Origin of the sequence: Roseburia hominis A2-183 (genome assembly GCF_000225345.1) — a bacterium.
Lineage (GTDB): Bacteria > Bacillota > Clostridia > Lachnospirales > Lachnospiraceae > Roseburia > Roseburia hominis.
Genome location: NC_015977.1, coordinates 1875070 through 1896057, shown reverse-complemented (window position 1 = coordinate 1896057; position 20988 = coordinate 1875070). Strand labels below are relative to the sequence as shown.

Sequence of the window (20988 nt, the reverse complement as noted above, 5' to 3'; positions counted from 1 at the left end):
GGGGAAATGCTATGACGAATTATGAGAGTCCTGTGATTCTTAGAACAGAAGAGCTTGCGGAAGGGGTCTATCTTGCAAGCGGATGCTATACGGCGAGTGCGTACATTCATCAGACACCGCAGTCCGGAAGCGGGGAGTACCGTATCCAGGTGAACGGTCAGCACAGTGCCGATCATACGAAAGAGGCGCAGACACTGACCATTTCGTTCAGTCTTCCGGTAACCTACACCAGTTCCGGCGGATCACTGGTATCCGGCAGCGGAACGAATACACTTGTGATCAATTATAACTATCATCAGAATCCGACCGACAATATCGGACTCGGGGATCTGGTTGTGCAGGCAGATGCGGGGCTTGCGGTGACAAGCGTGAACATTACAGATTAAGAAGCCGGCAGGCGACCGGGCGGATGTGAGAAGTCAAAAGCTTCGCGGGAGGAATCGGTTCCTCCTGTGAAGCTCTTTTTTATGTAATAGGAAACTTCTTTCCTATTACATAAAAAACTCTCCAGGGATCGCACTGCGGCGGAGACGAAAGATGTCGCAAGAGCGACCCGCCGCAGGCGGAGAATCCTGCAGACAGAATTCATTTTTATGAAAGAATAGGAAAATTACAATGCTTGAGAAGTTCAGACATTACAGAGAGCGGATCAAAGAGGGAATGCTCCGTGATATGTGGAGACAGACGCTATGGATCTACGAATATGCGAGACTTTATTGGAAGCAGATGATATTTTATACGCTTCTGGGACTTGCGGGAACGCTGGTATCGCTCATTTCAAGTCTCATTTCCCGCGATATGGTGGATATTATCACAGGACAGCAGGCGGGGCTTCTGGCGCGCACCTTCTGCCTCTATATCGGGTTCTCGGTTGGAAATGTCCTGATTTCCCAGATCTCCAATTACTTTGCGAACAAGATCAGCATCAGCGTGGACAATGCCATCAAGGCGGATATTTTTGAAAAAATGCTGTTGACGGATCTGGAGTCAATCCAGAACTACCACACGGGAGATCTTTTAACGCGCTGGAGTTCGGATGCCTCCAATATTTCAAGCGGTGTCCTAAACTGGATTCCGAATCTCGTGATCTATACGGTGCGTTTTGTCAGCACCTTTGCGGTCGTGTTCTACCATGATCCGATGTTCGCGTTATTAGCGCTGATCGGAATGCCGGTCAGCATGCTGATGTCGAAGACGCTGCTTCGCCGCATGAAGGGGAATAATGAGCGGAGTGCGGCGATGAGCGCAAAGATGTCGGGCTTTAATCAGGAGGCGTTTTCCAATATCCAGACGATCAAGGCATTTGATCTGATCCGGCTGTACGCGGAGCGTCTGCGCGGTCTGCAGCGGGAGTATCTCACCATGAAGCTGGAGTTTCAGAAAATGTCTATGGCGACCTCAATTCTGCTGTCGATCGTGGGACTTGCGGTGTCTTACAGCTGCTACGGGTTTGGAATCTACCGTGTGTGGAGCGGTGCGATCTCCTACGGTACCATGACCATGTTTTTATCGCTGTCGGGCTCTCTCACGGGAACCTTAAACCAGCTGGTGTCTCTGGTGCCCACGGCAGTGTCTTTAACCACATCGGCGGGAAGACTGATGGACATTCTCGATATGCCCAAGGAAGATTTTTCGGATGCCGATCAGGTGGAGCAGTTCGCCGGACAGAATCGGTCGGATGGCATCGGAATCGTCTTTTCCGGGGTGAGTTACGCCTATCATAATGGAAAGCAGGTGTTTTGCGGTGCAGACTTTTTGGCGCGTCCCAAGGAGATTGTCGCTCTCGTGGGACCTTCCGGGGAGGGGAAGACGACAATGCTCCGCCTGATGCTGGGGCTTTTGCATCCGCAGGAGGGAGAGCGGATCCTGATCGGGGAGACGGACGGGGAGAAGATCGCCGTAGATCCCTCTGCAAGACGGCTGTTTTCCTATGTGCCGCAGGGGAATACCATGTTTTCGGGAACAATCGCGGAAAATATGAGAAATGTAAGACCGGAAGCCTCGGATGAGGAAATCTGTGAAGTGTTAAAGGCGGCATGTGCCTGGGAGTTTGTGGAAAAACTTCCCGATGGGATCTATTCCATGGTTGGAGAGCGTGGAGGCGGATTCTCGGAGGGACAGGCGCAGCGTCTGTCGATTGCCAGAGCACTGCTTCGCCGATCACCGATTCTTCTGCTGGATGAGGCGACCTCGGCGTTAGACGTCGTAACGGAGCGCAGAGTGCTGCGGAATATCATGAGCACCACGGAGCCACGCACCTGTATCGTCACAACACACCGCCCGACGGTATTGTCCATCTGTCAGAAGGTGTACCGCATCCGGGAGCAGAAGTGTGTGCAGATGCAGGAGGAAGAGATCCGTCAGATGATGCGGGAATTCTAAAGAGCATCGATGGCGGCTTTTAAGGTCCTGGCAGCGGAAGGCTCTTTCGTGCAGTACAGCCGGCAGGAAAAGATGAGCGGAGCGAGGGCTTCGGAAAAATGCAGATTGCGAAGGAGAAGCTCCTTTGTCCACGCGGGGGAGATCATCCGCTGCAGGATGTGGAGCACTTTTTCGTCCGGCTGCAGGGACTGCACCTGATCTATGGCAGCCTGCTTTAAGAAGATGATGCCGCCGAGCGGATAGTCTTTCGGGGTGCAGATGCCCGATGTGCCGCACCATGGAAGTCCATAGGCGTAGGGTATGTTGTCTCTGATTCCGAGCAGGTTTAAGTCGCCGTTTAAGAGGGGCGTCTGGTACAGATCATGCCACAGGGCAGAGTGTGTGGACTTCCCGGTTCCGGAACTGCCGGAAACGAGAAAGGCGCGCCCGCGGTACAAAAAAGAGGCGGAGTGCAGCACATAAAGCTCCTTCTGCTGAGCCAGGATGAGAAAAGCGAAGCGAAGTGCGTGAAACAGGTCTTCGATGTGCATATCATCCGGATCCGGCATGCGGTAAAGGACGGCGCGCGAGCCGTCTTTTTTTACATGCATTTCGCGGATGCCCCACGGCGCTGCAAAAAAGAAACAATACGAACTTCCGCTGTCGCAGATGGTAAGTTCCTCCGTGTGAATAAGCACGGCGCCGTAAGGAATGGAAGCCGGTTTCCCGGTCAGAATAAGAACCTCCTGGTCGAAGTCTTCCTCTTCGCAGGAAAAAGCGGAGAAGAAGCGGTCGTATAGGAGAGAGGGACCGCGGTAGGAAAAGACCAGAGGACCGATGCGGTAGAAAAGAGGAGGCGTATCATCGCCCCGGCTTTCGGGTGTATCCGCAAGAAGAATTCCCATACGGCACAGGGAATGAAGATACTGGTCGACATCTTCCGCAAGTGCCGCGCGCTCGCGCTCTGTGGCATGGTAACGGTCTGCGAGAAGGGCGAGCAGTTCCTCGCGGCTATCGCCCTCTAAGATGCCGTCCCACAGAAGTGCCCCGGAATCGTTGAGCCGGGTGGCAGGAGCGGGAGCTGCGATGAGCTGTCCGTAAGGAAGCAGATAGGGAATACCTGCGAGCGTTGCCTTGATGTATCGATCGTTGAGTTTCATACCGGTGTCACTCCTTTATTAGCGGTTCATAAGTATGCTTATTATAGCATTCAGAGGTAAAAAATGCTACAATGAATGAAGAGAAACGGGAGGGGAAGAATGGAGCAGATCTATGAGATTGAGCCGCTCCTTAAGGCGGGAGTATGCATACAGATTCATCCACAGGGGTACAGCATGTATCCGTTTATAGATCCGCGGAGGGACGAGGTGGTACTTGCCGGCATAGAGGATGGGAGCGCGCTGCGGCGCGGGGACGTTGTGCTTTATCGCAGGGAAAACGGAATGCTGGTACTGCACCGGATTTATAAGATCGGGCAGGACGGACTGTATCTGCTGGGGGATCACCAGACAGCCATCGAGGGACCCGTGCGGCGGGAGCAGGTCAAGGGGAAAATGACCGGTATGGTAAGAGACGGACGCTATATGGATGTGGGGAATCCGGGATACCGGATGTTAAGTGTGGTGTGGCTATGGCTCAGACCGGCGCGCAGAGCTATTATGGTGCCTGCCGCGCGGCTGCGGCGCATGGTAAGATTCGCACTTTTCAGAAGAAACAATAAGCGCTATAATAAATAGAGGGATCAAAAAGCCTGGGGGTGATTACATGATGAAGATTTTATTTGCAGCTTCGGAAGCAGTGCCGTTTATGAAAACGGGTGGTCTGGCGGATGTGACCGGATCGCTGCCGGGGTATTTCGATAAGAAGCATTTTGATGTGCGCATTATCATGCCAAAGTATTTATGCATGGATGAAAAGTGGAAGGCACAGCTGCGGTTTGTCTGCCATTTCTATGTGAATCTCAGCTGGCGGAGACAGTACGTCGGTATCTTTGAAACGGTACAGAACGGCATTACATACTATTTTGTGGACAATGAATTCTACTTTGCGGGAGATAAGCCGTATCACAATATCTATGAGGACGTGGAGAAGTTCGCATTCTTCTCGAAAGCGGTGTTAGAGGCGCTGCCGTATCTGGATTTCTGGCCGGATGTCATTCACTGCCATGACTGGCAGACGGGACTGGTACCGGTATTCTTGCGGACATTTTACGGGGATCAGAGATGTTATTCCAATATCCGCACGGTCTTTTCCGTTCACAATCTGAAGTTTCAGGGAAGGTTCTCACTGCCGGCGGTTATAGATATTACCGGTCTGCCAGAGCAGATCTTTTCTTCGGATAAGCTGGAGTCCTACGGGGAGGCCAACTACCTGAAGGGCGGTGTGGTGTATGCCGATGCGGTCACGACGGTGAGCCCCACATATGCGAGAGAGATCATGACGCCGGAGGGCGGAGAGGGATTGGACGGTCTGATGCGCGCCCGGGAAGGCAGCCTGTATGGAATCTTAAACGGCATTGATATCAGGGAATATGATCCGCAGACAGATGCCTATCTGGCGAACCATTACAACGAGACCAATCACACGGAGGGGAAGGGACTCAATAAGTTAAAGCTTCAGAAGCTTTTGGGACTCCCGGTGGATAAGGACGTATTTTTACTTGGAATGGTGTCCCGGATGACGGATCAGAAGGGATTTGACCTGATTGCCTATGTGATGGATGAACTGATGAGCACCGAGCGTCTGCAGCTTGTGGTGGCGGGTACCGGTGAGGCGCGCTACGAGGAGATGCTGCGCTATTTTGCGGAAAAATATCCGCAGAAGATTCACGTGACGATCGGCTACTCGGAGGAGCTTGCACACCGCATCTACGGCTCCTGCGATGCGTTTTTAATGCCGTCGCTGTTTGAGCCGTGTGGTCTGTCGCAGCTGATGAGTCTTCGCTACGGAACCGTGCCGATCGTGCGCGAGACGGGCGGGCTGAAAGATACGGTGATGCCGTACAATGAATACGAGCAGACCGGCACAGGATTCTCCTTTGCCAATTATAATGCGCATGAAATGCTGGGCGTCCTCCGCTATGCGATGCGCGTGTATTACACGCAGAGAAAATGCTGGAACGGCATTGCGGAGCGTGCGATGCGGGAGGATTTCTCCTGGAAAAAGTCAGCGGAGATGTATGCGCGGCTGTATGAGGATATCGTGGGCAGACCATAGGATCACATAGTGATCTGGTCCGTCTCGAGGGAGTAGTAGTAGACGTGATCCGACAAAATCTCTTCTCTGGCCAGCTGGGACGAATTGACGTCCCGGACCATGGAGGAGAGTGTGGACATACTGATCTGGTTGTCTGCGGGAATCAGAAGAACTTCGTGGACGCTGCTCGGCAGAATATAAAAATCACTGCCGATGCGCCGGGCAAAATCGTGCAGCAGATGCTGATAGAGAATACAGGAGGAGCCGTTGAGCCTGTGCTGGTTGGACAGAACGTAGATCGGAAAAGGCTCAATGAGATCGTTTCCCGCTGGATCCGCAAATTCATCCGCAAACAGCTCGCGCAGAACTTCGGTCATGCTGCGCAGATCATAGCGGAGCAGCTGCGGTGTGTTTGCCATGGCGAGGGCGTAGAGGTCGTCTCTGGTAATCCCCCAGTAAGTGAGATGTTCATTGTGGATCAGGACCGTTGCTGTGCCGGAAGAATCAGATTCCACCAGGCATAAGAAGACGATGGCGAGATCCAAAAAGCGATAGTAGGGAACCCGCTTTAACAGTTCGCGGTTGCGCTCATAGTTGATCAGCTTCATTGTGACGCGGGATTTTACCTTGTCATAGTCGGTGAAAAAAGAGATGTCAACAGGGGATTTGGGACGGTTCTCCCGATAGGCGGTCAGAATGTCGTCTGTGATGTCGGAAAACGATCTGCCGCGCTCATACTGTCCATAGTAGTAATCCAGATAAATGGTGGGCGCCAGGTTCTGACCGGGCGCGAGAATGGTGAGTCCGTCAAGATGGGTATCGTTGTTTTTGAGAATGTCTGAAACAGTGATGCGGACATCGGAGCCGAGGCGGTCCGAGAGAGTAGAGATGATCTGCTGCTTGAAATCGTGGTAATTCATAAAATCCTCCGAATGAATGGAGGGGAAGTAAAATCGTACAGATGGGGAAGAAAAATCCACATGAATGCGTAGCTGCATTTATGTGGATTTAATTTATCATATAGAAAGTCAAAAAGCAATTGGACAATATTACTAAAAATGTCGGATGCTATTCGGACTTTAATGTTTTCCAGAGATAGCTGTAAAGCTCTGGGGTATCGCTGCCGAGCTGTTTGTAGACCGTGCAGTTCGCAAAGACATCGTCAGGAGGAAAGATCGTGGTATCATTGCGGGTGTCCTCGTCAAGCGCATCGACGACGGCCTGATTTGGCGTGGCGTAGCAGACGCAGTCAAAATTGAGCATGGCGACGTCCTCGCGGTACAGAAAATCCAGAAACTTTTCGGCGTTTTCCTTGTGTGTGCTGTCAGCCGGAATGAACCAGGAATCGATCCAGAGGTTGGATCCCTCCTTCGGAACCGTGTAGGAGAGATCGGCGTTGGACTCCATGGCGGTGGCTGCCTCGCCGGAGTAGACGAGCGCTAACGCCGCATTCCCCGCGATCATCTCATCTGCGGTCTCATCCACATAATAAGCGTAGACGAGGGGTTTCTGCTCCACCAGAAGCGAGAGCGCGTCACGCAGATCGGTCTCGTCCTCCGTGTTGATGTCGCGGCCCAGAAGACGGAGCGCCGGGACAAAGGAATCCCGGACGGAGTTCTGCATGATGATGGTATCGCGGTAGCGGTCGTCCCACAGGATGTTCCAGCTCTCGGTCTCCTCCTCGCTCACCATGGTCGTGTTGTACAGGATTCCCAGCGTGCCGTAAAAGTACGGCATGGAATACTGGTTCTGCGGGTCGAAGACCTCGGCGGCAGCAAGAATAGCGGGATCAAGATTCTTATAGTAGGAGAAGGAGGAAAAATCAATCGGCGCCACTTTTCCCTCGTGGATCAGCCGCTCCACCATATAATCCGAGGTGCACACGACATCGTAACTGATGGAACCGGCAGAAAACTTCGTGTACATCTCCTCGGGACTCTCGTATTCCTCGAGCTTGATCTTGATGCCGGTTTCCTGCTCAAACATTTTGATGGCGGAGGCATCCAGATATTTGCCGTAGTTTAACACGACGAGGGAATTGTCGCCGGAGCTGCCGGCGGTATCGGTATCCGCGCTGCCGCACGCCGAGAGAAGCAGGGCGGCAAACGCGGCGGTAATCAGTGCATAATGGAATCGTTTCATAAGTAAGTGGCACCTCCTTTAATGGATACCGGCATGATTCCCGGCGATTCTGTCCGAACGGCGGTTCATGACAAGAAGCAGAAGAAATGCAAACAAAATGGTTGACAGGGCGTACAATTCCGGGCACACCCCCTTGCGCAGCTCTGTGTAGAGCATCGTCGACAGGGTGTTGACGCCGGCACCTTTGGTAAAAAAGGCGATGGAAAAATCGTCGAGCGACATGGTAACCGCCATCAGGAATCCGGAAAATACACCGGATTTGATCTCCGGCCAGGTCACCTTGTAGAACGCGTACATCGGAGTGGCACCGAGCATGATGGTGCGGTTCTTTTTTTTTCATGGCACTGATGCCGATCGCGGCAAGCGTTCCGATGACGGTCGAGACGATGGCTGCGGTGAGTGTGACCTGTAGAGTTGTCACAAACGCATTCATGATGGTCTCGTCCGTAAAACAGGAAGCGTACCATTTGAGTGTAAAACCGCCCCATACGACACGTGATTTTGAATTGTTAAAAGAGAGCACGATGAGTACGAGGATCGGTAGATACAAAAATAAAAAGATGACGGCAAGATAGATGCGCTGTCCCCATTTCTTTACCATACCGCGGTACCTCCTTCGTCTTTATCCAGCACATTCATAAGTGCCATACTTGCAATGACAAACAGCATCAGCACAACGGACAGTCCGGAACCCAGATGCCAGTTGGTGCCCTGCATAAATTCCTGCTCAATGACGTTTCCGATTAAGAGCACCTTGCCCCCACCGAGCAGGTCGGAGATGACGAACGAGGTCAGTGCCGGCACAAAGACCATGACGATTCCGCTTAACACGCCGGAGAGGGTGAGCGGAAAAATGATTTTTACGAGAACGGTCAGATTGTTCGCGCCGAGATCCCTGGCGGCTTCGATGACGTCCTTGTTGATCCGCACCATGGAGTTGTAGATCGGCAGGATCATAAAAGGAAGAAAATCGTACACCATGCCGAACACAACGGCGGTCGGGGTGTTGAGCATCTTCACATGGCCGGTGCCGACGGCTTCTAAAATGGCATTGACAATACCGTTGTTGGAGAGCAGAAGTCTCCACGCGAGAATGCGCAGCATAAAATTCATCCACATCGGGAGGATGAACAAAAAGACGACAAAGCTCTGGTGACGGAAGCGGAATGTGCTTAAAATCATGCAGAGCGGATAGGACAAAACAAGGCAGAACAGCGTGCACAGAAAGCCGAGCTTTAAAGAGAGAAGAATCGACTTGACATGCACCGGATCGGCGATGGCGGCGATATTGGAAAAGGTAAAGCTGCCGTCCGCCGCAGTGATGGCATAATAGAGAATAAATACAAGCGGCAGAAGAATAAATCCGATCATCCAGATCAGATAAGGTCCTGCCAGAAGCTGTTTTTTGAAGTTAGACATCGATTCCTGCTGCCTCCTCGTCCTCGGATTCCGGTTTGTTCATAATCTGGATGTTGAATGGAATCACGCGGATCCCGACATGGGTTCCGACGGTGTAAAACTGCGTGGTGTCCACCAGCCACTCAAAGCCGCCCGCCATGATCTCGATCTCGTAGTGGACGCCCTTGAAGATGACGGAAGTGATATCGCCGTCCATAAAGCCTTCCCCGGGTGCGACGATCTCCACATTCTCCGGACGGATGACGACGTCGACCGGCGTGTTGGTGCCGAATCCTTCATCCACACAGGGAATCCTGGTGCCGAGAATCTCAACGACCCGGTCTTTCATCATGATACCGTCGATGATATTGCTGTCCCCGATAAAATCGGCTACGAACGCGTTGACCGGCTCATTGTAGATCATTTCCGGTGTGCCGATCTGCTGGATGTAGCCCTGGTTCATGACGACGATGGTGTCGGACATGGTGAGGGCTTCCTCCTGGTCGTGCGTAACAAAGACAAAGGTGATGCCGAGCTCGTTTTTCAGGCGGATCAGCTCATACTGCATTTCCTGGCGGAACTTTAAGTCCAGTGCGCCGAGCGACTCGTCGAGGAGAAGAACCTTCGGCTCATTGACGATGGCGCGGGCGATGGCAATTCTCTGCTGCTGTCCGCCGCTCAAAGAATCGATGGAGCGGTGCTCGAATCCGTCCAGGTTTACGAGCTTTAAGGCGTATTTGATTTTGTCGTCGATGTATGCCTTGCTTTTTTTTCTGATCTTAAGTCCGAAAGCGATATTTTCCGCGATGGACATATGCGGAAAAAGGGCGTATTTCTGGAATACAGTATTGAGATCGCGCTCATTGGGCGGGAGGGCGGTAATATCCTTTCCGTCAAACAGAACCTGGCCTTTGTCAGGGGTCTCAAATCCGCCGATAATGCGCAGGGTTGTTGTCTTGCCGCAGCCGGACGGACCGAGCAGTGTGATGAATTCATTCTCACGGATGTAGAGGTTCAAATCGTCCAGAATGACATTGTCACCGTAGGATTTGGCAATGTGCATAAGATTGATCAGTTTTTTGCTCATTCGGGGGAGTCCTTTCTTAATATATGCAGAATGCACCCGCATGTCTGCGGGAGATCGATGATATGCTGATTTTGCAGTATTTTCATAGCATAAGAAAGATTTTATTTTAATAATTGAAAAAAAGTAGTTGCAATTTTTTGAAATTCCGTTATAATAACTCAATGTGATGTTAAACATGACCTGCCGATATGGCTCAGTTGGTAGAGCAACGCATTCGTAATGCGTAGGTCGTCGGTTCGAGTCCGACTATCGGCTTTAAATAAAAACTCTCAGTAATTGTGCTGGGAGATTTTTATTTATATGCTAGTTATAACACATGCTTATCAATGTTTATTAGAGCGGGTTATGACTGAGTGCAAAAGGAGGAAAATATTATGAAGAAAAAAGTGATTAGCTTACTGCTCACTGCAGCAATGGCAACCACCATGTTCGCAGGCTGTGGTTCTTCCAGCGAGGAGAATACAACTGCAGACAACAATCAGACAGCAGCACCGGCAGCGACAGAGGCTGCAGCAGAGGAGAGCACAGAGGCAGCTGCTCCTGCAGTATCCGCTGATGGAAAGATCGCAATGATTACCGATTCCGGTGACATCACAGACGAGTCTTTCAACCAGATCACATGGGAGACCTGTGTGGCTTACGGTGATAAGAACGGTATTGAGTATCAGTACTATAAGCCGGCTGAGGACACAGACGAGGAGAGAATCAACGCAATCGACCTTGCAGTTGCAGACGGTGCAACCGTAATCGTTATGCCGGGTTATCTGTTCGGACCGGCAATCGCTGAGGAGCAGGATCTTTATCCGGATGTTTCCTTTATCGCAGTTGATGTGACAGAGGCTGACATCGTAGATCTTTCCGGCAACGCAGTCGGAATCAGCGACAACGTATATATCTGTTCTTTCCAGGAGGAGCAGGCAGGTTACCTTGCAGGTTATGCGGCAGTTAAGGATGGTTACACAAGCCTTGGATTCCTCGGTGGAATCGCAGTTCCGGCAGTTATCCGTTATGGTTACGGTTATATTCAGGGTATCAACGATGCAGCAGAAGAGATGGGCGTTGATGTAGATGTGAAATACTACTATGGCGGTCAGTTCTACGGAAGTGATGCGATCACAGCTCGTATGGAGGGCTGGTATCAGGATGGCACACAGGTTGTATTCGCATGCGGCGGCGGTATCTACACATCTGCTGTTGAGGCTGCAGAGCAGTACGACGGCAAGGTAATCGGTGTCGATGTTGACCAGCGTCCGAAGATCGGTGATCTGTGCATTACCTCTGCTATGAAGGGCTTAGGCTCTGCAGTGAACTCTGCACTGGATGCATACTTTGGCGGCAACTGGGCTTCCATCGGTGGCAAGTCTGAGCAGCTCGGTCTGGCACAGGGCGATTATCTTGGTCTTCCGACGGATACAGATTCCTGGGGCTTTACAACATTTACGGTAGATGAGTACAATACAGTATTAGACGGACTCAAGGACGGCAGCATCACTGTTTCTAACGATACAGAGAATCAGCCGGAGGTAGGTTCTCACGTGACCGTTGACTATGTAGAGTAAGCGGACTCTTTAAAGGGGAAGAGAAATAGTTTCTCTTCCTCTTTTTTTTATATCCAGAAGATGTTATACTATAAGATATGCAGGAATGACTCATGCGGCGCATGAAAAAAAAGAACGAAGAGGATACATGTATATGGAAAACGAATATGTTATTGAGATGTTGAACATCACGAAAGAATTTCCAGGAATCAAAGCCAACGATAATATTACCCTGCAGTTGAGAAAGGGAGAGATTCATGCACTGCTTGGTGAGAATGGTGCAGGGAAGTCTACCCTTATGAGTATTCTGTTTGGTCTGTACCAGCCGACGTCCGGTACGATCAAAAAGAACGGGCAGGTTGTACAGATCAATACGCCGAACGACGCGAATGATCTGAACATCGGAATGGTTCATCAGCATTTCAAGCTGGTGGAGTGTTTCTCCGTGCTGGATAATATTATCCTTGGTGTTGAGCCATCGAAAGGATTGTTCCTTGAAAAAGATGGTGCCAGAAAAAAGGTACTGGAGCTGAGTGAGAGGTACGGGCTTAAGGTGGAGCCGGATGCGCTGATTTCGGATATCACCGTAGGTATGCAGCAGCGTGTTGAGATTCTTAAGATGCTCTACCGTGATAACGAGGTGCTGATCTTTGATGAGCCGACGGCAGTGCTGACGCCGCAGGAGATCGAGGAACTGATGAAGATTATGAAGAATCTCGCGCACGAGGGCAAATCCATTCTGTTCATCACGCATAAGCTGAATGAGATCATGGAGGTGGCGGACCGCTGTACGATCTTAAGAAAAGGAAAGTACATCGGAACGGTCGACATCGCGGATACGACGAAGGAAGAACTTTCCAAGATGATGGTGGGCAGAAATGTAAGCTTTACCGTTGACAAGGACGAGAAAAAGCCGGGGGATACGGTGCTTGAGGTATCGCATCTGACGGTGGCAAGCAGATCACATGAGAACAATGCCGTGCGGGATGTCTCGTTTCAGGTGCGCCGTGGTGAGATCGTATGTATTGCGGGTATCGACGGCAACGGACAGACAGAGTTGGTGCAGGGGCTGACCGGACTGGAGAAGATCGGAGGGGGCAGCGTGAAATTTCTGGGACAGGATATCACAAACACCACGATCCGGGAGCGTTCCAAGCATGGTATGAGCCATATTCCGGAAGACCGGCATAAGCACGGACTGGTACTGGACTACACGCTGGAGCAGAATCTCGTGCTGCAGCGCTACTGGCAGCCGCAGTTTGAACGCGCGGGCTTTATCAAGTCGGGCGAGGTGCGCAGATATGCGCAGAAGCTGATCGAGCAGTATGATGTGCGAAGCGGTCAGGGACCTGTGACCATTGTGCGGAGTATGTCCGGCGGTAACCAGCAGAAGGCGATTATTGCAAGAGAGATTGACAAAGACCCGGAGCTTCTTGTGGCAGTGCAGCCGACCAGAGGTCTTGACGTAGGCGCGATCGAGTATATCCATAAGCAGCTTGTGGCACAGCGCGACAAAGGAAAAGCCGTGCTGTTAGTCTCGTTGGAGCTGGATGAAGTTATGGACGTGTCCGACCGTATCCTGGTGATGTACGAGGGTGAGATCGTAGGAGAACTGGATCCGAAGAAAGTGACTGTGGAGGAACTTGGACTTTACATGGCAGGTGCAAAGCGGGATGAGGTTGCAAAGAAAGCATAAAGGCGAGGCCTTACAGATTAACAGAAAGGAAATATGACAATGAGTGAAAAGACAAAGGATGTCCTATTGTCCATCTTTGCATCGCTTCTTTGCATTGTGATCGGACTTCTCGTGGGACTTATCATACTTTATTGTATCAATGCAGAGAATGCATTGGATGGTTTTTCAAGAATTATCAAGGGTGGCTTTTACCTCAAACCAAAGGGAATCGGAAGTGAGATTGCGCAGGCGACACCGCTGATCATGACGGGTCTTTCCGTTGCGTTTGCTTTTAAGACGGGACTGTTCAACATCGGTGCGGCAGGCCAGTATACCTTGGGCGTGTTCGGTGCATTGTATTTTGCACTGATTCTGCAGATGCCGTGGTATGTATGTCTTCTGGCAGCAATGGTCTGCGGAGCCATCTGGGGTGCTGTTCCGGGAATTTTCAAGGCGTACTTTAATGTCAATGAGGTTATCACCTCCATCATGTTTAACTGGATCGGTTTATATCTGGTGAACGAGCTGATGTACAGCACGGTATCCGGAATGTACGACCAGAAGACGACGCGTACTTACAAGCTGAGTTCCGCAGCACCGCAGTCATTGATTCCAGATTGCGGCATGAGCGCTGTTTTTAAGACAAGCTCGACCACGATTGCCATTTTTATCGCGATGGCGATCGCAATTATCATGTATGTGGTACTCAATAAGACCACATTCGGTTATGAGTTAAAAGCCTGTGGCTTTAACAAAGACGCCGCAAAATATGCGGGCATCAATGAAAAACGCAACATTGTGCTTTCCATGACAATCTCCGGCGCACTTGCAGGTATCGGTGCGGGACTTTACTATCTGTCCGGTGCATCCGAGTGGAATCCGCAGGTGTCCACAGCGCTTCCGGCGATCGGTTTCAACGGTATCCCGGTAGCACTTTTGGCGCTGAGCAATCCGATCGGCGTGGTATTTGCAGCAATCTTTGTCGCACATATCTCCGTGGGAGGCGCGTATCTACCAACCAAGTATTATCAGCCGGAGATTGCGGATCTGATCGTGGCAGTCATCATTTACCTGTGTGCGTTTGTTATGCTCTTTAAGAGCGTGGTCGTATCGAAGCTCAGCAGGAAAAAAGCGAAGAAGGAGGATGTGAAATAATGTTCTTACTGATTAAGTTTACATTACTCTATGCGGTAGTATTGATGCTGGTGGCGCTTGGCGGTATGTTCTCGGAGCGAAGCGGTGTAATCAACATTGCACTTGAAGGTATCATGGCAATCGGCGGTCTGGCGGGCGTTTTCGTCCTGGCACTCTGCGGGGATTCCCTTCCGTCCGGCGTGCTGGTGGCGGTGTCCATCCTGGCAAGTGCGGTAGCGGGAATTCTCTATTCCCTTCTGCTCGGATTTTCCGCCATCACGTTAAAGGCGGATCAGACAATCGGCGGAACGGCTTTAAATATGCTTGCCACAGCGGTGGCGATCGTAGCGGTAAAAGCGTTCAACAACTCCTCGGCAGCGGGAAACGGTGCGGCTTCCGCAAAGCTTTCCTACAGCAACAAGGCATTTATCTATAAAATCGGACCGCTCACGATCAACATTTTCCTGATTATCGGAATTATCATTCTGATTGTAAGCTATGTATTTTTGTTCAAGACCAAATGGGGCTTACGTCTGCGCGCGTGCGGTGAACATCCGCAGGCAGCCGATTCGGTCGGTATCAATGTGTATCAGTGGAGATATACCGGTGTCATGATCTCGGGTGCACTCGGCGGAATCGGAGGCTTCGCCTACATCGTTCCATCCGTTACCACCTGGAACTTTGAGGTCGGCGTAGCGGGAGCCGGTTTCCTCGCCTTGGCAGTTATGATTTTCGGACAGTGGAAGCCGTTCAACATTGCGGGCGCAGCCGTGTTCTTTGCGGTATTCCGTTCCCTGGCGAACATCGCGGATTCCACCGTGCTTGCAAACCTCGGATTGTCCAAGAATATCTACAGCATGATGCCGTTTATCGCATCCATGATTATTCTTGCGTTTACATCCAAGAATTCCCAGGCACCGAAAGCGGAGGGTATTCCGTATGATAAGGGTGCCAGATAGGAAGACGGCGTAAGAGACCGGAATTTCCGGAAGCGTCCGGGAGCATATGATAACAAACAGAAAGGATTCTAAGATCATGATTTCAAGCAAATATTTTGACCATACTATTTTAAAGGCAGAGGCGACGGAGACACAGGTGGCAAAGATCTGTGATGAGGCGCTTGCCAATGATTTCGCATCCGTGTGCGTGAACCAGTATTACACCCGTTTTGTGGCAGAGAAGTTAAAAGGTTCTGACGTGAAGGTGTGCACAGTGGTAGGTTTCCCTCTGGGAATGTCCGACACCGGTGTGAAGGCATTCGAGACGAAGGCTGCCATCGAGGACGGCGCACAGGAGATCGATATGGTAATCAATGTCGGCGCATTGAAAGACAAGAAGTATGACTATGTAAAAAATGATATTCATACCTTAAAAGAAGTCTGTGGCAGCGATATTGTCTTAAAGGTCATCATCGAGACCTGTCTTCTGACAGACGAGGAAAAGGTGAAGGCATGTGAGCTGGCAAAAGAAGCAGGAGCTGATTTCGTAAAGACTTCCACCGGATTTTCCACCGGAGGGGCAAAGGCGGAAGATGTCGCACTGATGAGAAAAACCGTGGGCGATGATATGGGTGTGAAGGCATCCGGCGGAATTCACACGGCAGAGGAAGCACAGGCAATGATCGATGCCGGAGCAAGCCGCCTTGGAACGAGCGCTACACTTGCTATCATTGGGAAATAGTAATCAGGAGCGGTAGGATGAATACAATTTTGATTGGAATTGCAGGAGGCACCGGAAGCGGCAAGACAACACTTGCCGACAAACTGATCGACAGCTTTGGCGATGATGAGGTGAGTATTCTGCGTCATGATAACTACTATAAACGCCATGACGACATGTGTTATGAGGAACGGTCGAAGTTAAACTATGATCATCCGGATGCGTTTGATACAGCACTGTTGTGTGAACATATCTGTAAGCTGAAAGCGGGAGAGCAGATTTATATGCCAGTCTATGACTACTCGATACATAATCGTTCCGAGGAGACCATTCTGGTAAAACCTGCACCGGTGATTGTGCTGGAGGGCATTCTCATTTTTGCTGAGCCGAGTCTCTGTGATCTTATGGATATCAAGGTATTTGTGGATACAGATGCGGATGTGCGGATTCTGCGGCGGATCATCCGTGATGTAAAGGAACGCGGGCGTTCGTTAGACAGCGTGATTACCCAGTATCTGACAACGGTAAAGCCGATGCATGAACAGTTTGTAGAACCGAGCAAGCGCCGGGCAGATATTATCATCCCGGAAGGGGGAGAAAATATCGTGGCGCTTGACATGCTGATTGAACGCGTACGCAAACATTTAAAGAATAAATAATTAGCGCAATAAAGTGGCAGGCACTGTGTCTGCCATTTTTTTATATGCAGGATTGCTCGGATGCAGATGATCGCCGCTGTCATATCCTTCCGCGAAAGAGCGCGGATCATCGGCGGCACGAAGTGCCTGATCGAAATCGATACAGCCGTCGCTCTCGTGGTTGGAGCGGATCCAGTCATTGACGGCACCGCGCAGCTCTTCGCGGAACGGTGCGTAGGTGCGCCAGCCGTAAATCGGCAGAAGGGTTCCGAGATAGACGCTGTCGTGAAGCTTTCTGGCCTCCTCGATATACCATTTCAGACCGTCGATCAGTTCGGCGGCAGTCGGCAGATCACTCATGGGACGGAACGGATTGACGTCGGTTCCGACCGGATGGATGATGTCATTGATGCCCTGCTGGATGATGACGGTATCCGCACCGGCGGTTGGAATTTCGTGGGCAAAACGGTTGGTTCCCTTAAGACCGTAGGAATCGTAGGTGATACAGTCGTACTGGCGCAGAATACGCGTACCGCTTGCCGCACGGCGGATCACCGAGGTATGGTTGTGCCCTTCTTCGATGAGGCGCAGCGTCAGATAGTCCGGCCATGCCTGTGCGGTGATGGAATCTCCGTAGCAGATAATGGCATGACAATCTTCCTTTGTCAGAATATCGATGTTGCTAAGAAAATAGAACCAGTTTGTCGCCTTGGAGGTGGCAAGGGGCAGCGCTTCGCTGTGCGTCTGGTCGCCGTAGGAAAAATAGCCGCGGGACAATGGACCTGTGATCAGCACGGCGGACTGCATGGCAGTGTAGCCGTCAAAATACAGGCTGACGCAGAGCGTCTGACCGGCAGATACCGGAAAGGAGAGTGCATCGCTCGCGGCGGATGCACCCGCTGCCAGTGTGACGGAATGGCTGCCGTCAAAGGTAATATCGCGGATGGTGCCTGCAGCAAGCGGACAGGAAAGAGGAACTTTCCCGGTGAGATCGGAATCACACACCGCCACCGTTGCCCGGTGGATGGTGACAGGTTCCTTTCCGCAGTAGTTGTCGAGCGTGAAGCGGAGTGCGCTTCCGGAAAAAGGTGCATAGACCGGATAGCGCAGCGTCAGATCTTTTGCGTAGCCTTCCGGATGATGTTCTGCGATGGACATGGCATTGCCCCACATGGAGACCCATTTTGTATCATTCATAAGTTTGTTCTCTTTTCTTTATTATTTACTGGTAAGGAATATAAGAGTATATTCCTGCGTTATTATAGCGGAAGTGAAGGTATTTTTCCAGTGGACTTGTTCTTTTTTTCGATCCTTGCTATAATGAGCGCATGCGGGTGAAGACCTGCAGACAGAATAGAAAGACAATAAAGGAGTTCATTTGTATGGGAGAGATTGCAAATCGTGATAATAAGAAGATGCTGATTTTGTTTGCAGAGGTGGTTGCGGCGCTTGCGACGATTCTGATCGCCGTTTTAGCGATGAAGATTCCGGTGGTGCCGGTGTGTGTGATCGTTTTGATCGAGGTGGCGATTGCTGCCTGTCTGCAGGAGGTACCGGTGTGGGTACACGCCGTGGTCGCCGCAGTACAGCTGGTTGCCGGGGTACTTTGCGGCAGAGCCGTATTCTGCCTGTTGTGTATTTTGATCTATGTGTTTGCGATACTGACACTGCGGGAAGCAAGAGCGTAATGATAAGACCTTTATGAAGCGGATGCTTGGTAAAGGTCTTCTTTCTGTCAAAGGAGAAAAGATGTTAGAGAAACTTTTTTTGGAAATGATCGCATATTACAGCGGAGACCCGAAACGGATCCAGCATTTTACAAAGGTACACAGCTATGCAAAGCTGATCGGGGAGCGCGAACAGCTTTCGCCGGAGGAACTCTATATTCTGGAAGCAGCTGCATACACGCACGATATCGGCATCAAGCCGGCGGAGGAGAAGTATGGAAGCAGTGAGGGAAAGCTGCAGGAGCAGGAAGGCCCTGCGGTGGCACGCGGGATGCTGATGCGGCTGGGCTTTGCGGAGAATGTGATTGAGCGCGTCTGCTATCTGATCGGACATCACCACACCTACACGGGCATAGAGGGCAGAGACTATCAGATTCTGGTGGAGGCGGATTTTCTGGTGAATTTGTATGAGGACGGCAGAACGGACGGAGACGGCGGGTTTGTGCCGGATAAAGCGGCTGTAGAGACGGCATATCAGAGGATTTTTGCGACGGAGACCGGAAAATGGATCTGCCGGAGCATGTTTGCACTTGGAGGTGTGTCATGATGCAGGAAAGGAAGCAGAAGGGAAAAATTCTGGTATTCAGTTCCAGGGAAATCTGCTATCTGTCCAGCAACTTTTTCGCAAATCAGATCGGCGCGGCGTTTGAGGAACTGGGATATGAGGTGACGGTGTGCGAACTCTCAAAGGAGGATGATCTGGATGCGAAGCTTGCGCGCTATATCGGACAGCCGTACCGCCTGATTCTGGATTTTAATTCCCTTCTGCCGCGGATGGTGTTAGACGACGGCACTCCCTATGTGGACCGCCTAGCGGGACCGTTTTTTGACTATATTTTAGATCACCCGCTGTTTCACTATCAGGGACTTTCAAGCGGTGTGAAAAACCTGCATGCGATTGTCCTCGACGAGGCACAGCAGAAGTACGTAGAAAAATATTATGAAAAGGTGGCGAGCGTTCACATGCTGCCGCTCGGGGCGACAAGAGCAGTCTACGAGGGCACAAAAGAGCCGGAGTGCCGGATTTTATTTCCGGGAACGTATGACAGACCGGACGCGGTTTATCAGATTGTAGAGAATGCTCCCGAGCCGCTTGGGAGCATGATGAAAGATCTGATTGAGCGGAGGCTTGCCGATCCCACACTGCCGATGGAGGAAGCATTTTCACAGCAGCTTAAGGAGGAGAAACTGGAACTTCCTGCCGGACAGTTTGCGCTGTTTATGAACAGCATGTATGCGGTGGATGCCTATGTGCGTGATTATTTCCGCAAGGCGGTGTTGGACGCGCTGCTCGCGGAGAAACTGCCGGTTACCGTATTCGGGGAAGGCTGGGAAAAATATTCCTGCGGGGACGAGCACAGCCTGCGGCGCGAGCCGGCGGTGCCGTTTGCGCTCTCCTTTGAGCGGATTGCCAAAGCCCATGTGCTTTTAAATGTCTCACCGATTTTTAACCGGGGAATGCACGACCGGGTTCCTGCCGGAATGGCGAATCATGCGGTGGTGTTAACCGATGAAAATCCGTATTTAAGAAGAACGTTTACAGACGGGAAGGAGCTGCTTTTTTATTCGCTGGAAAAACCGGACACGCTGTGTGAGCAGGCGGAGAGAACACTTACGGATGTAAGACTTCGTGAGAAGATTGCGGCTTCTGCCTATGAGACCTTTGAGCGGGAATATACATGGAAGCGCCGTGCGGAGCAGATCCTCGCATTTGCAGAGGAGGTGGAAGCATGAGAGCACAGAAGAATTATCAGAAAATGCTGGAGGCGACGATCGCTGGATTAAAGGAGCAGAACCGTGTGCCAACGCTGCTGCTGCACAGCTGCTGCGCGCCGTGCAGCTCGTACTGCCTCGAGTATCTGTCGCAGTATTTTCATATCACCGTGGATTATTACAACCCCAATATTTATCCGGAAGAAGAGTATCATATGCGGGTGCAGGAGCAGCAGCGGCTGATTCGGGAGCTTCCGGCAAAATATCCGATCGCATTCCGGGAGGGCGCCTATGATAAGGAGCGTTTTTATGAGATGGCGCGCGGAATGGAGGAGGAAAAGGAGGGCGGCGAACGCTGCTTCCGGTGCTATGAGCTGCGCTTGAGAGAGGCGGCGGAGACCGCAAAAAGCCTTGGCATGGATTACTTTACCACGACGCTGTCCATCAGTCCGCTCAAGAATGCGGAAAAATTAAATGAGATCGGGGATGCGCTGGCGGAGGAATACGGCGTGGCATATTTGAATTCTGACTTCAAAAAGAAAAATGGCTACAAGCGCTCGGTAGAGCTTTCCGAACAATACGGAATGTACCGGCAGTATTATTGCGGGTGCGTTTTTTCCAAGCGGGAGCGCGATGCCCAGATTGCTGCAAAAGCGGCGGCACAGGGAATTTGATGCGGTAAAGCATGAAAGGACTTGCGGGAAGCGCGAACTTCATGTAG

General features: G+C 51.2%; 22 protein-coding genes and 1 tRNA gene. 16 read left to right on the top strand and 7 right to left on the bottom strand.

The features are described from left to right. The first annotated feature begins 11 nt into the window (after positions 1–11). Both RHOM_RS08505 and RHOM_RS08500 read left to right on the top strand, forming a co-directional pair. Positions 12–386, top strand: a complete 375-nt coding sequence (locus tag RHOM_RS08505; RefSeq protein WP_014079890.1) for a hypothetical protein — start codon at positions 12–14, stop codon at positions 384–386. A gap of 229 nt (positions 387–615) precedes the next feature. Beyond that, positions 616–2382 carry an ABC transporter ATP-binding protein gene (locus tag RHOM_RS08500; protein WP_014079889.1) on the top strand — a complete coding sequence of 589 codons (1767 nt, stop codon included), beginning with the start codon at positions 616–618 and terminating at the stop codon, positions 2380–2382. Here RHOM_RS08500 and RHOM_RS08495 read toward each other — a convergent pair. Next, positions 2379–3521: a PqqD family protein gene (locus RHOM_RS08495; protein ID WP_044024654.1), complete on the bottom strand. Its 1143-nt coding sequence runs from the start codon at positions 3519–3521 to the stop codon at positions 2379–2381. The genes RHOM_RS08500 and RHOM_RS08495 overlap by 4 nt on opposite strands. A 99-nt stretch (positions 3522–3620) precedes the next feature. Here RHOM_RS08495 and RHOM_RS08490 point away from each other — a divergent pair, with 99 nt between their 5' ends. Together RHOM_RS08490 and glgA are read left to right on the top strand one after the other, a co-directional pair. Next, positions 3621–4097 carry a S24/S26 family peptidase gene (locus RHOM_RS08490; RefSeq protein ID WP_014079887.1) on the top strand — a complete coding sequence of 159 codons (477 nt, stop codon included), beginning with the start codon at positions 3621–3623 and terminating at the stop codon, positions 4095–4097. Between the two features lie 28 nt (positions 4098–4125). Next, positions 4126–5577, top strand: coding sequence for a glycogen synthase GlgA (gene glgA, locus RHOM_RS08485; protein ID WP_014079886.1), 1452 nt, complete (start codon positions 4126–4128; stop codon positions 5575–5577). Between the two features lie 2 nt (positions 5578–5579). On the opposite strand, the gene RHOM_RS08480 is transcribed toward glgA, so the two are convergent. From RHOM_RS08480 to RHOM_RS18190, 3 genes are all read right to left on the bottom strand, one after another. Continuing rightward, the gene (locus RHOM_RS08480) at positions 5580–6476 is read right to left on the bottom strand and encodes a DUF5688 family protein (RefSeq protein ID WP_014079885.1); all 897 of its coding nucleotides are present in this window, start codon (positions 6474–6476) and stop codon (positions 5580–5582) included. Positions 6477–6624: 148 nt separating this feature from the next. After that, positions 6625–7698 (bottom strand): ABC transporter substrate-binding protein, encoded by a 1074-nt coding sequence (locus RHOM_RS08475; RefSeq protein ID WP_014079884.1) that lies wholly within the window; start codon positions 7696–7698, stop codon positions 6625–6627. A gap of 18 nt (positions 7699–7716) precedes the next feature. Further along, positions 7717–7995, bottom strand: coding sequence for an ABC transporter permease (locus RHOM_RS18190; protein ID WP_330364732.1), 279 nt, complete (start codon positions 7993–7995; stop codon positions 7717–7719). 41 nt (positions 7996–8036) lie between these two features. On the opposite strand from RHOM_RS18190, the gene RHOM_RS18185 reads away from it, so the two are divergent. Further along, positions 8037–8273, top strand: coding sequence for a hypothetical protein (locus RHOM_RS18185; protein ID WP_330364730.1), 237 nt, complete (start codon positions 8037–8039; stop codon positions 8271–8273). A gap of 19 nt (positions 8274–8292) precedes the next feature. On the opposite strand, the gene RHOM_RS08465 is transcribed toward RHOM_RS18185, so the two are convergent. Together RHOM_RS08465 and RHOM_RS08460 are read right to left on the bottom strand one after the other, a co-directional pair. Further along, positions 8293–9117 carry an ABC transporter permease gene (locus RHOM_RS08465; RefSeq protein WP_014079883.1) on the bottom strand — a complete coding sequence of 275 codons (825 nt, stop codon included), beginning with the start codon at positions 9115–9117 and terminating at the stop codon, positions 8293–8295. Beyond that, positions 9110–10183: an ABC transporter ATP-binding protein gene (locus RHOM_RS08460; RefSeq protein WP_014079882.1), complete on the bottom strand. Its 1074-nt coding sequence runs from the start codon at positions 10181–10183 to the stop codon at positions 9110–9112. The genes RHOM_RS08465 and RHOM_RS08460 overlap by 8 nt, the downstream gene beginning before the upstream one ends. A gap of 182 nt (positions 10184–10365) precedes the next feature. On the opposite strand from RHOM_RS08460, the gene RHOM_RS08455 reads away from it, so the two are divergent. The 7 genes from RHOM_RS08455 to udk all read left to right on the top strand — a co-directional run bounded on the left by RHOM_RS08455 (position 10366) and on the right by udk (position 16848). Continuing rightward, positions 10366–10438: transfer RNA gene (locus tag RHOM_RS08455), tRNA-Thr, on the top strand. 119 nt (positions 10439–10557) lie between these two features. Then, positions 10558–11742, top strand: a complete 1185-nt coding sequence (locus RHOM_RS08450) for a BMP family lipoprotein (RefSeq protein WP_014079881.1) — start codon at positions 10558–10560, stop codon at positions 11740–11742. Between the two features lie 127 nt (positions 11743–11869). Beyond that, a complete protein-coding gene (locus RHOM_RS08445; RefSeq protein ID WP_014079880.1) occupies positions 11870–13417 on the top strand; it encodes an ABC transporter ATP-binding protein in 1548 nt (515 codons plus the stop codon). A 39-nt stretch (positions 13418–13456) separates the two neighbouring features. Continuing rightward, positions 13457–14551: an ABC transporter permease gene (locus RHOM_RS08440; protein WP_014079879.1), complete on the top strand. Its 1095-nt coding sequence runs from the start codon at positions 13457–13459 to the stop codon at positions 14549–14551. After that, complete coding sequence (locus RHOM_RS08435; protein WP_014079878.1) at positions 14551–15489, top strand: ABC transporter permease; 939 nt, start codon at positions 14551–14553, stop codon at positions 15487–15489. Before RHOM_RS08440 ends, RHOM_RS08435 begins: the two co-directional genes overlap by 1 nt. Positions 15490–15565: 76 nt before the next feature. Continuing rightward, entirely contained in the window at positions 15566–16210 is a 645-nt protein-coding gene (gene deoC / locus RHOM_RS08430; protein ID WP_014079877.1) for a deoxyribose-phosphate aldolase, read from the top strand. A 17-nt stretch (positions 16211–16227) separates the two neighbouring features. Further along, positions 16228–16848 carry a uridine kinase gene (udk, locus tag RHOM_RS08425; RefSeq protein ID WP_014079876.1) on the top strand — a complete coding sequence of 207 codons (621 nt, stop codon included), beginning with the start codon at positions 16228–16230 and terminating at the stop codon, positions 16846–16848. Here udk and RHOM_RS08420 read toward each other — a convergent pair whose 3' ends face one another. Continuing rightward, positions 16849–18024 (bottom strand): GDSL-type esterase/lipase family protein, encoded by a 1176-nt coding sequence (locus RHOM_RS08420; protein ID WP_014079875.1) that lies wholly within the window; start codon positions 18022–18024, stop codon positions 16849–16851. A 185-nt stretch (positions 18025–18209) separates the two neighbouring features. Here RHOM_RS08420 and RHOM_RS08415 point away from each other — a divergent pair, with 185 nt between their 5' ends. The 4 genes from RHOM_RS08415 (at position 18210) to RHOM_RS08400 (ending at position 20941) form a co-directional block, all read left to right on the top strand. Continuing rightward, positions 18210–18515 (top strand): hypothetical protein, encoded by a 306-nt coding sequence (locus RHOM_RS08415; protein ID WP_014079874.1) that lies wholly within the window; start codon positions 18210–18212, stop codon positions 18513–18515. A 61-nt stretch (positions 18516–18576) separates the two neighbouring features. Then, positions 18577–19101 carry an HD domain-containing protein gene (locus RHOM_RS08410; protein ID WP_044024935.1) on the top strand — a complete coding sequence of 175 codons (525 nt, stop codon included), beginning with the start codon at positions 18577–18579 and terminating at the stop codon, positions 19099–19101. Further along, positions 19098–20288 carry a glycosyltransferase gene (locus RHOM_RS08405; protein WP_014079872.1) on the top strand — a complete coding sequence of 397 codons (1191 nt, stop codon included), beginning with the start codon at positions 19098–19100 and terminating at the stop codon, positions 20286–20288. Before RHOM_RS08410 ends, RHOM_RS08405 begins: the two co-directional genes overlap by 4 nt. Continuing rightward, complete coding sequence (locus RHOM_RS08400) at positions 20285–20941, top strand: epoxyqueuosine reductase QueH (protein ID WP_014079871.1); 657 nt, start codon at positions 20285–20287, stop codon at positions 20939–20941. The genes RHOM_RS08405 and RHOM_RS08400 overlap by 4 nt, the downstream gene beginning before the upstream one ends. The last annotated feature ends 47 nt before the right edge of the window (positions 20942–20988 follow it).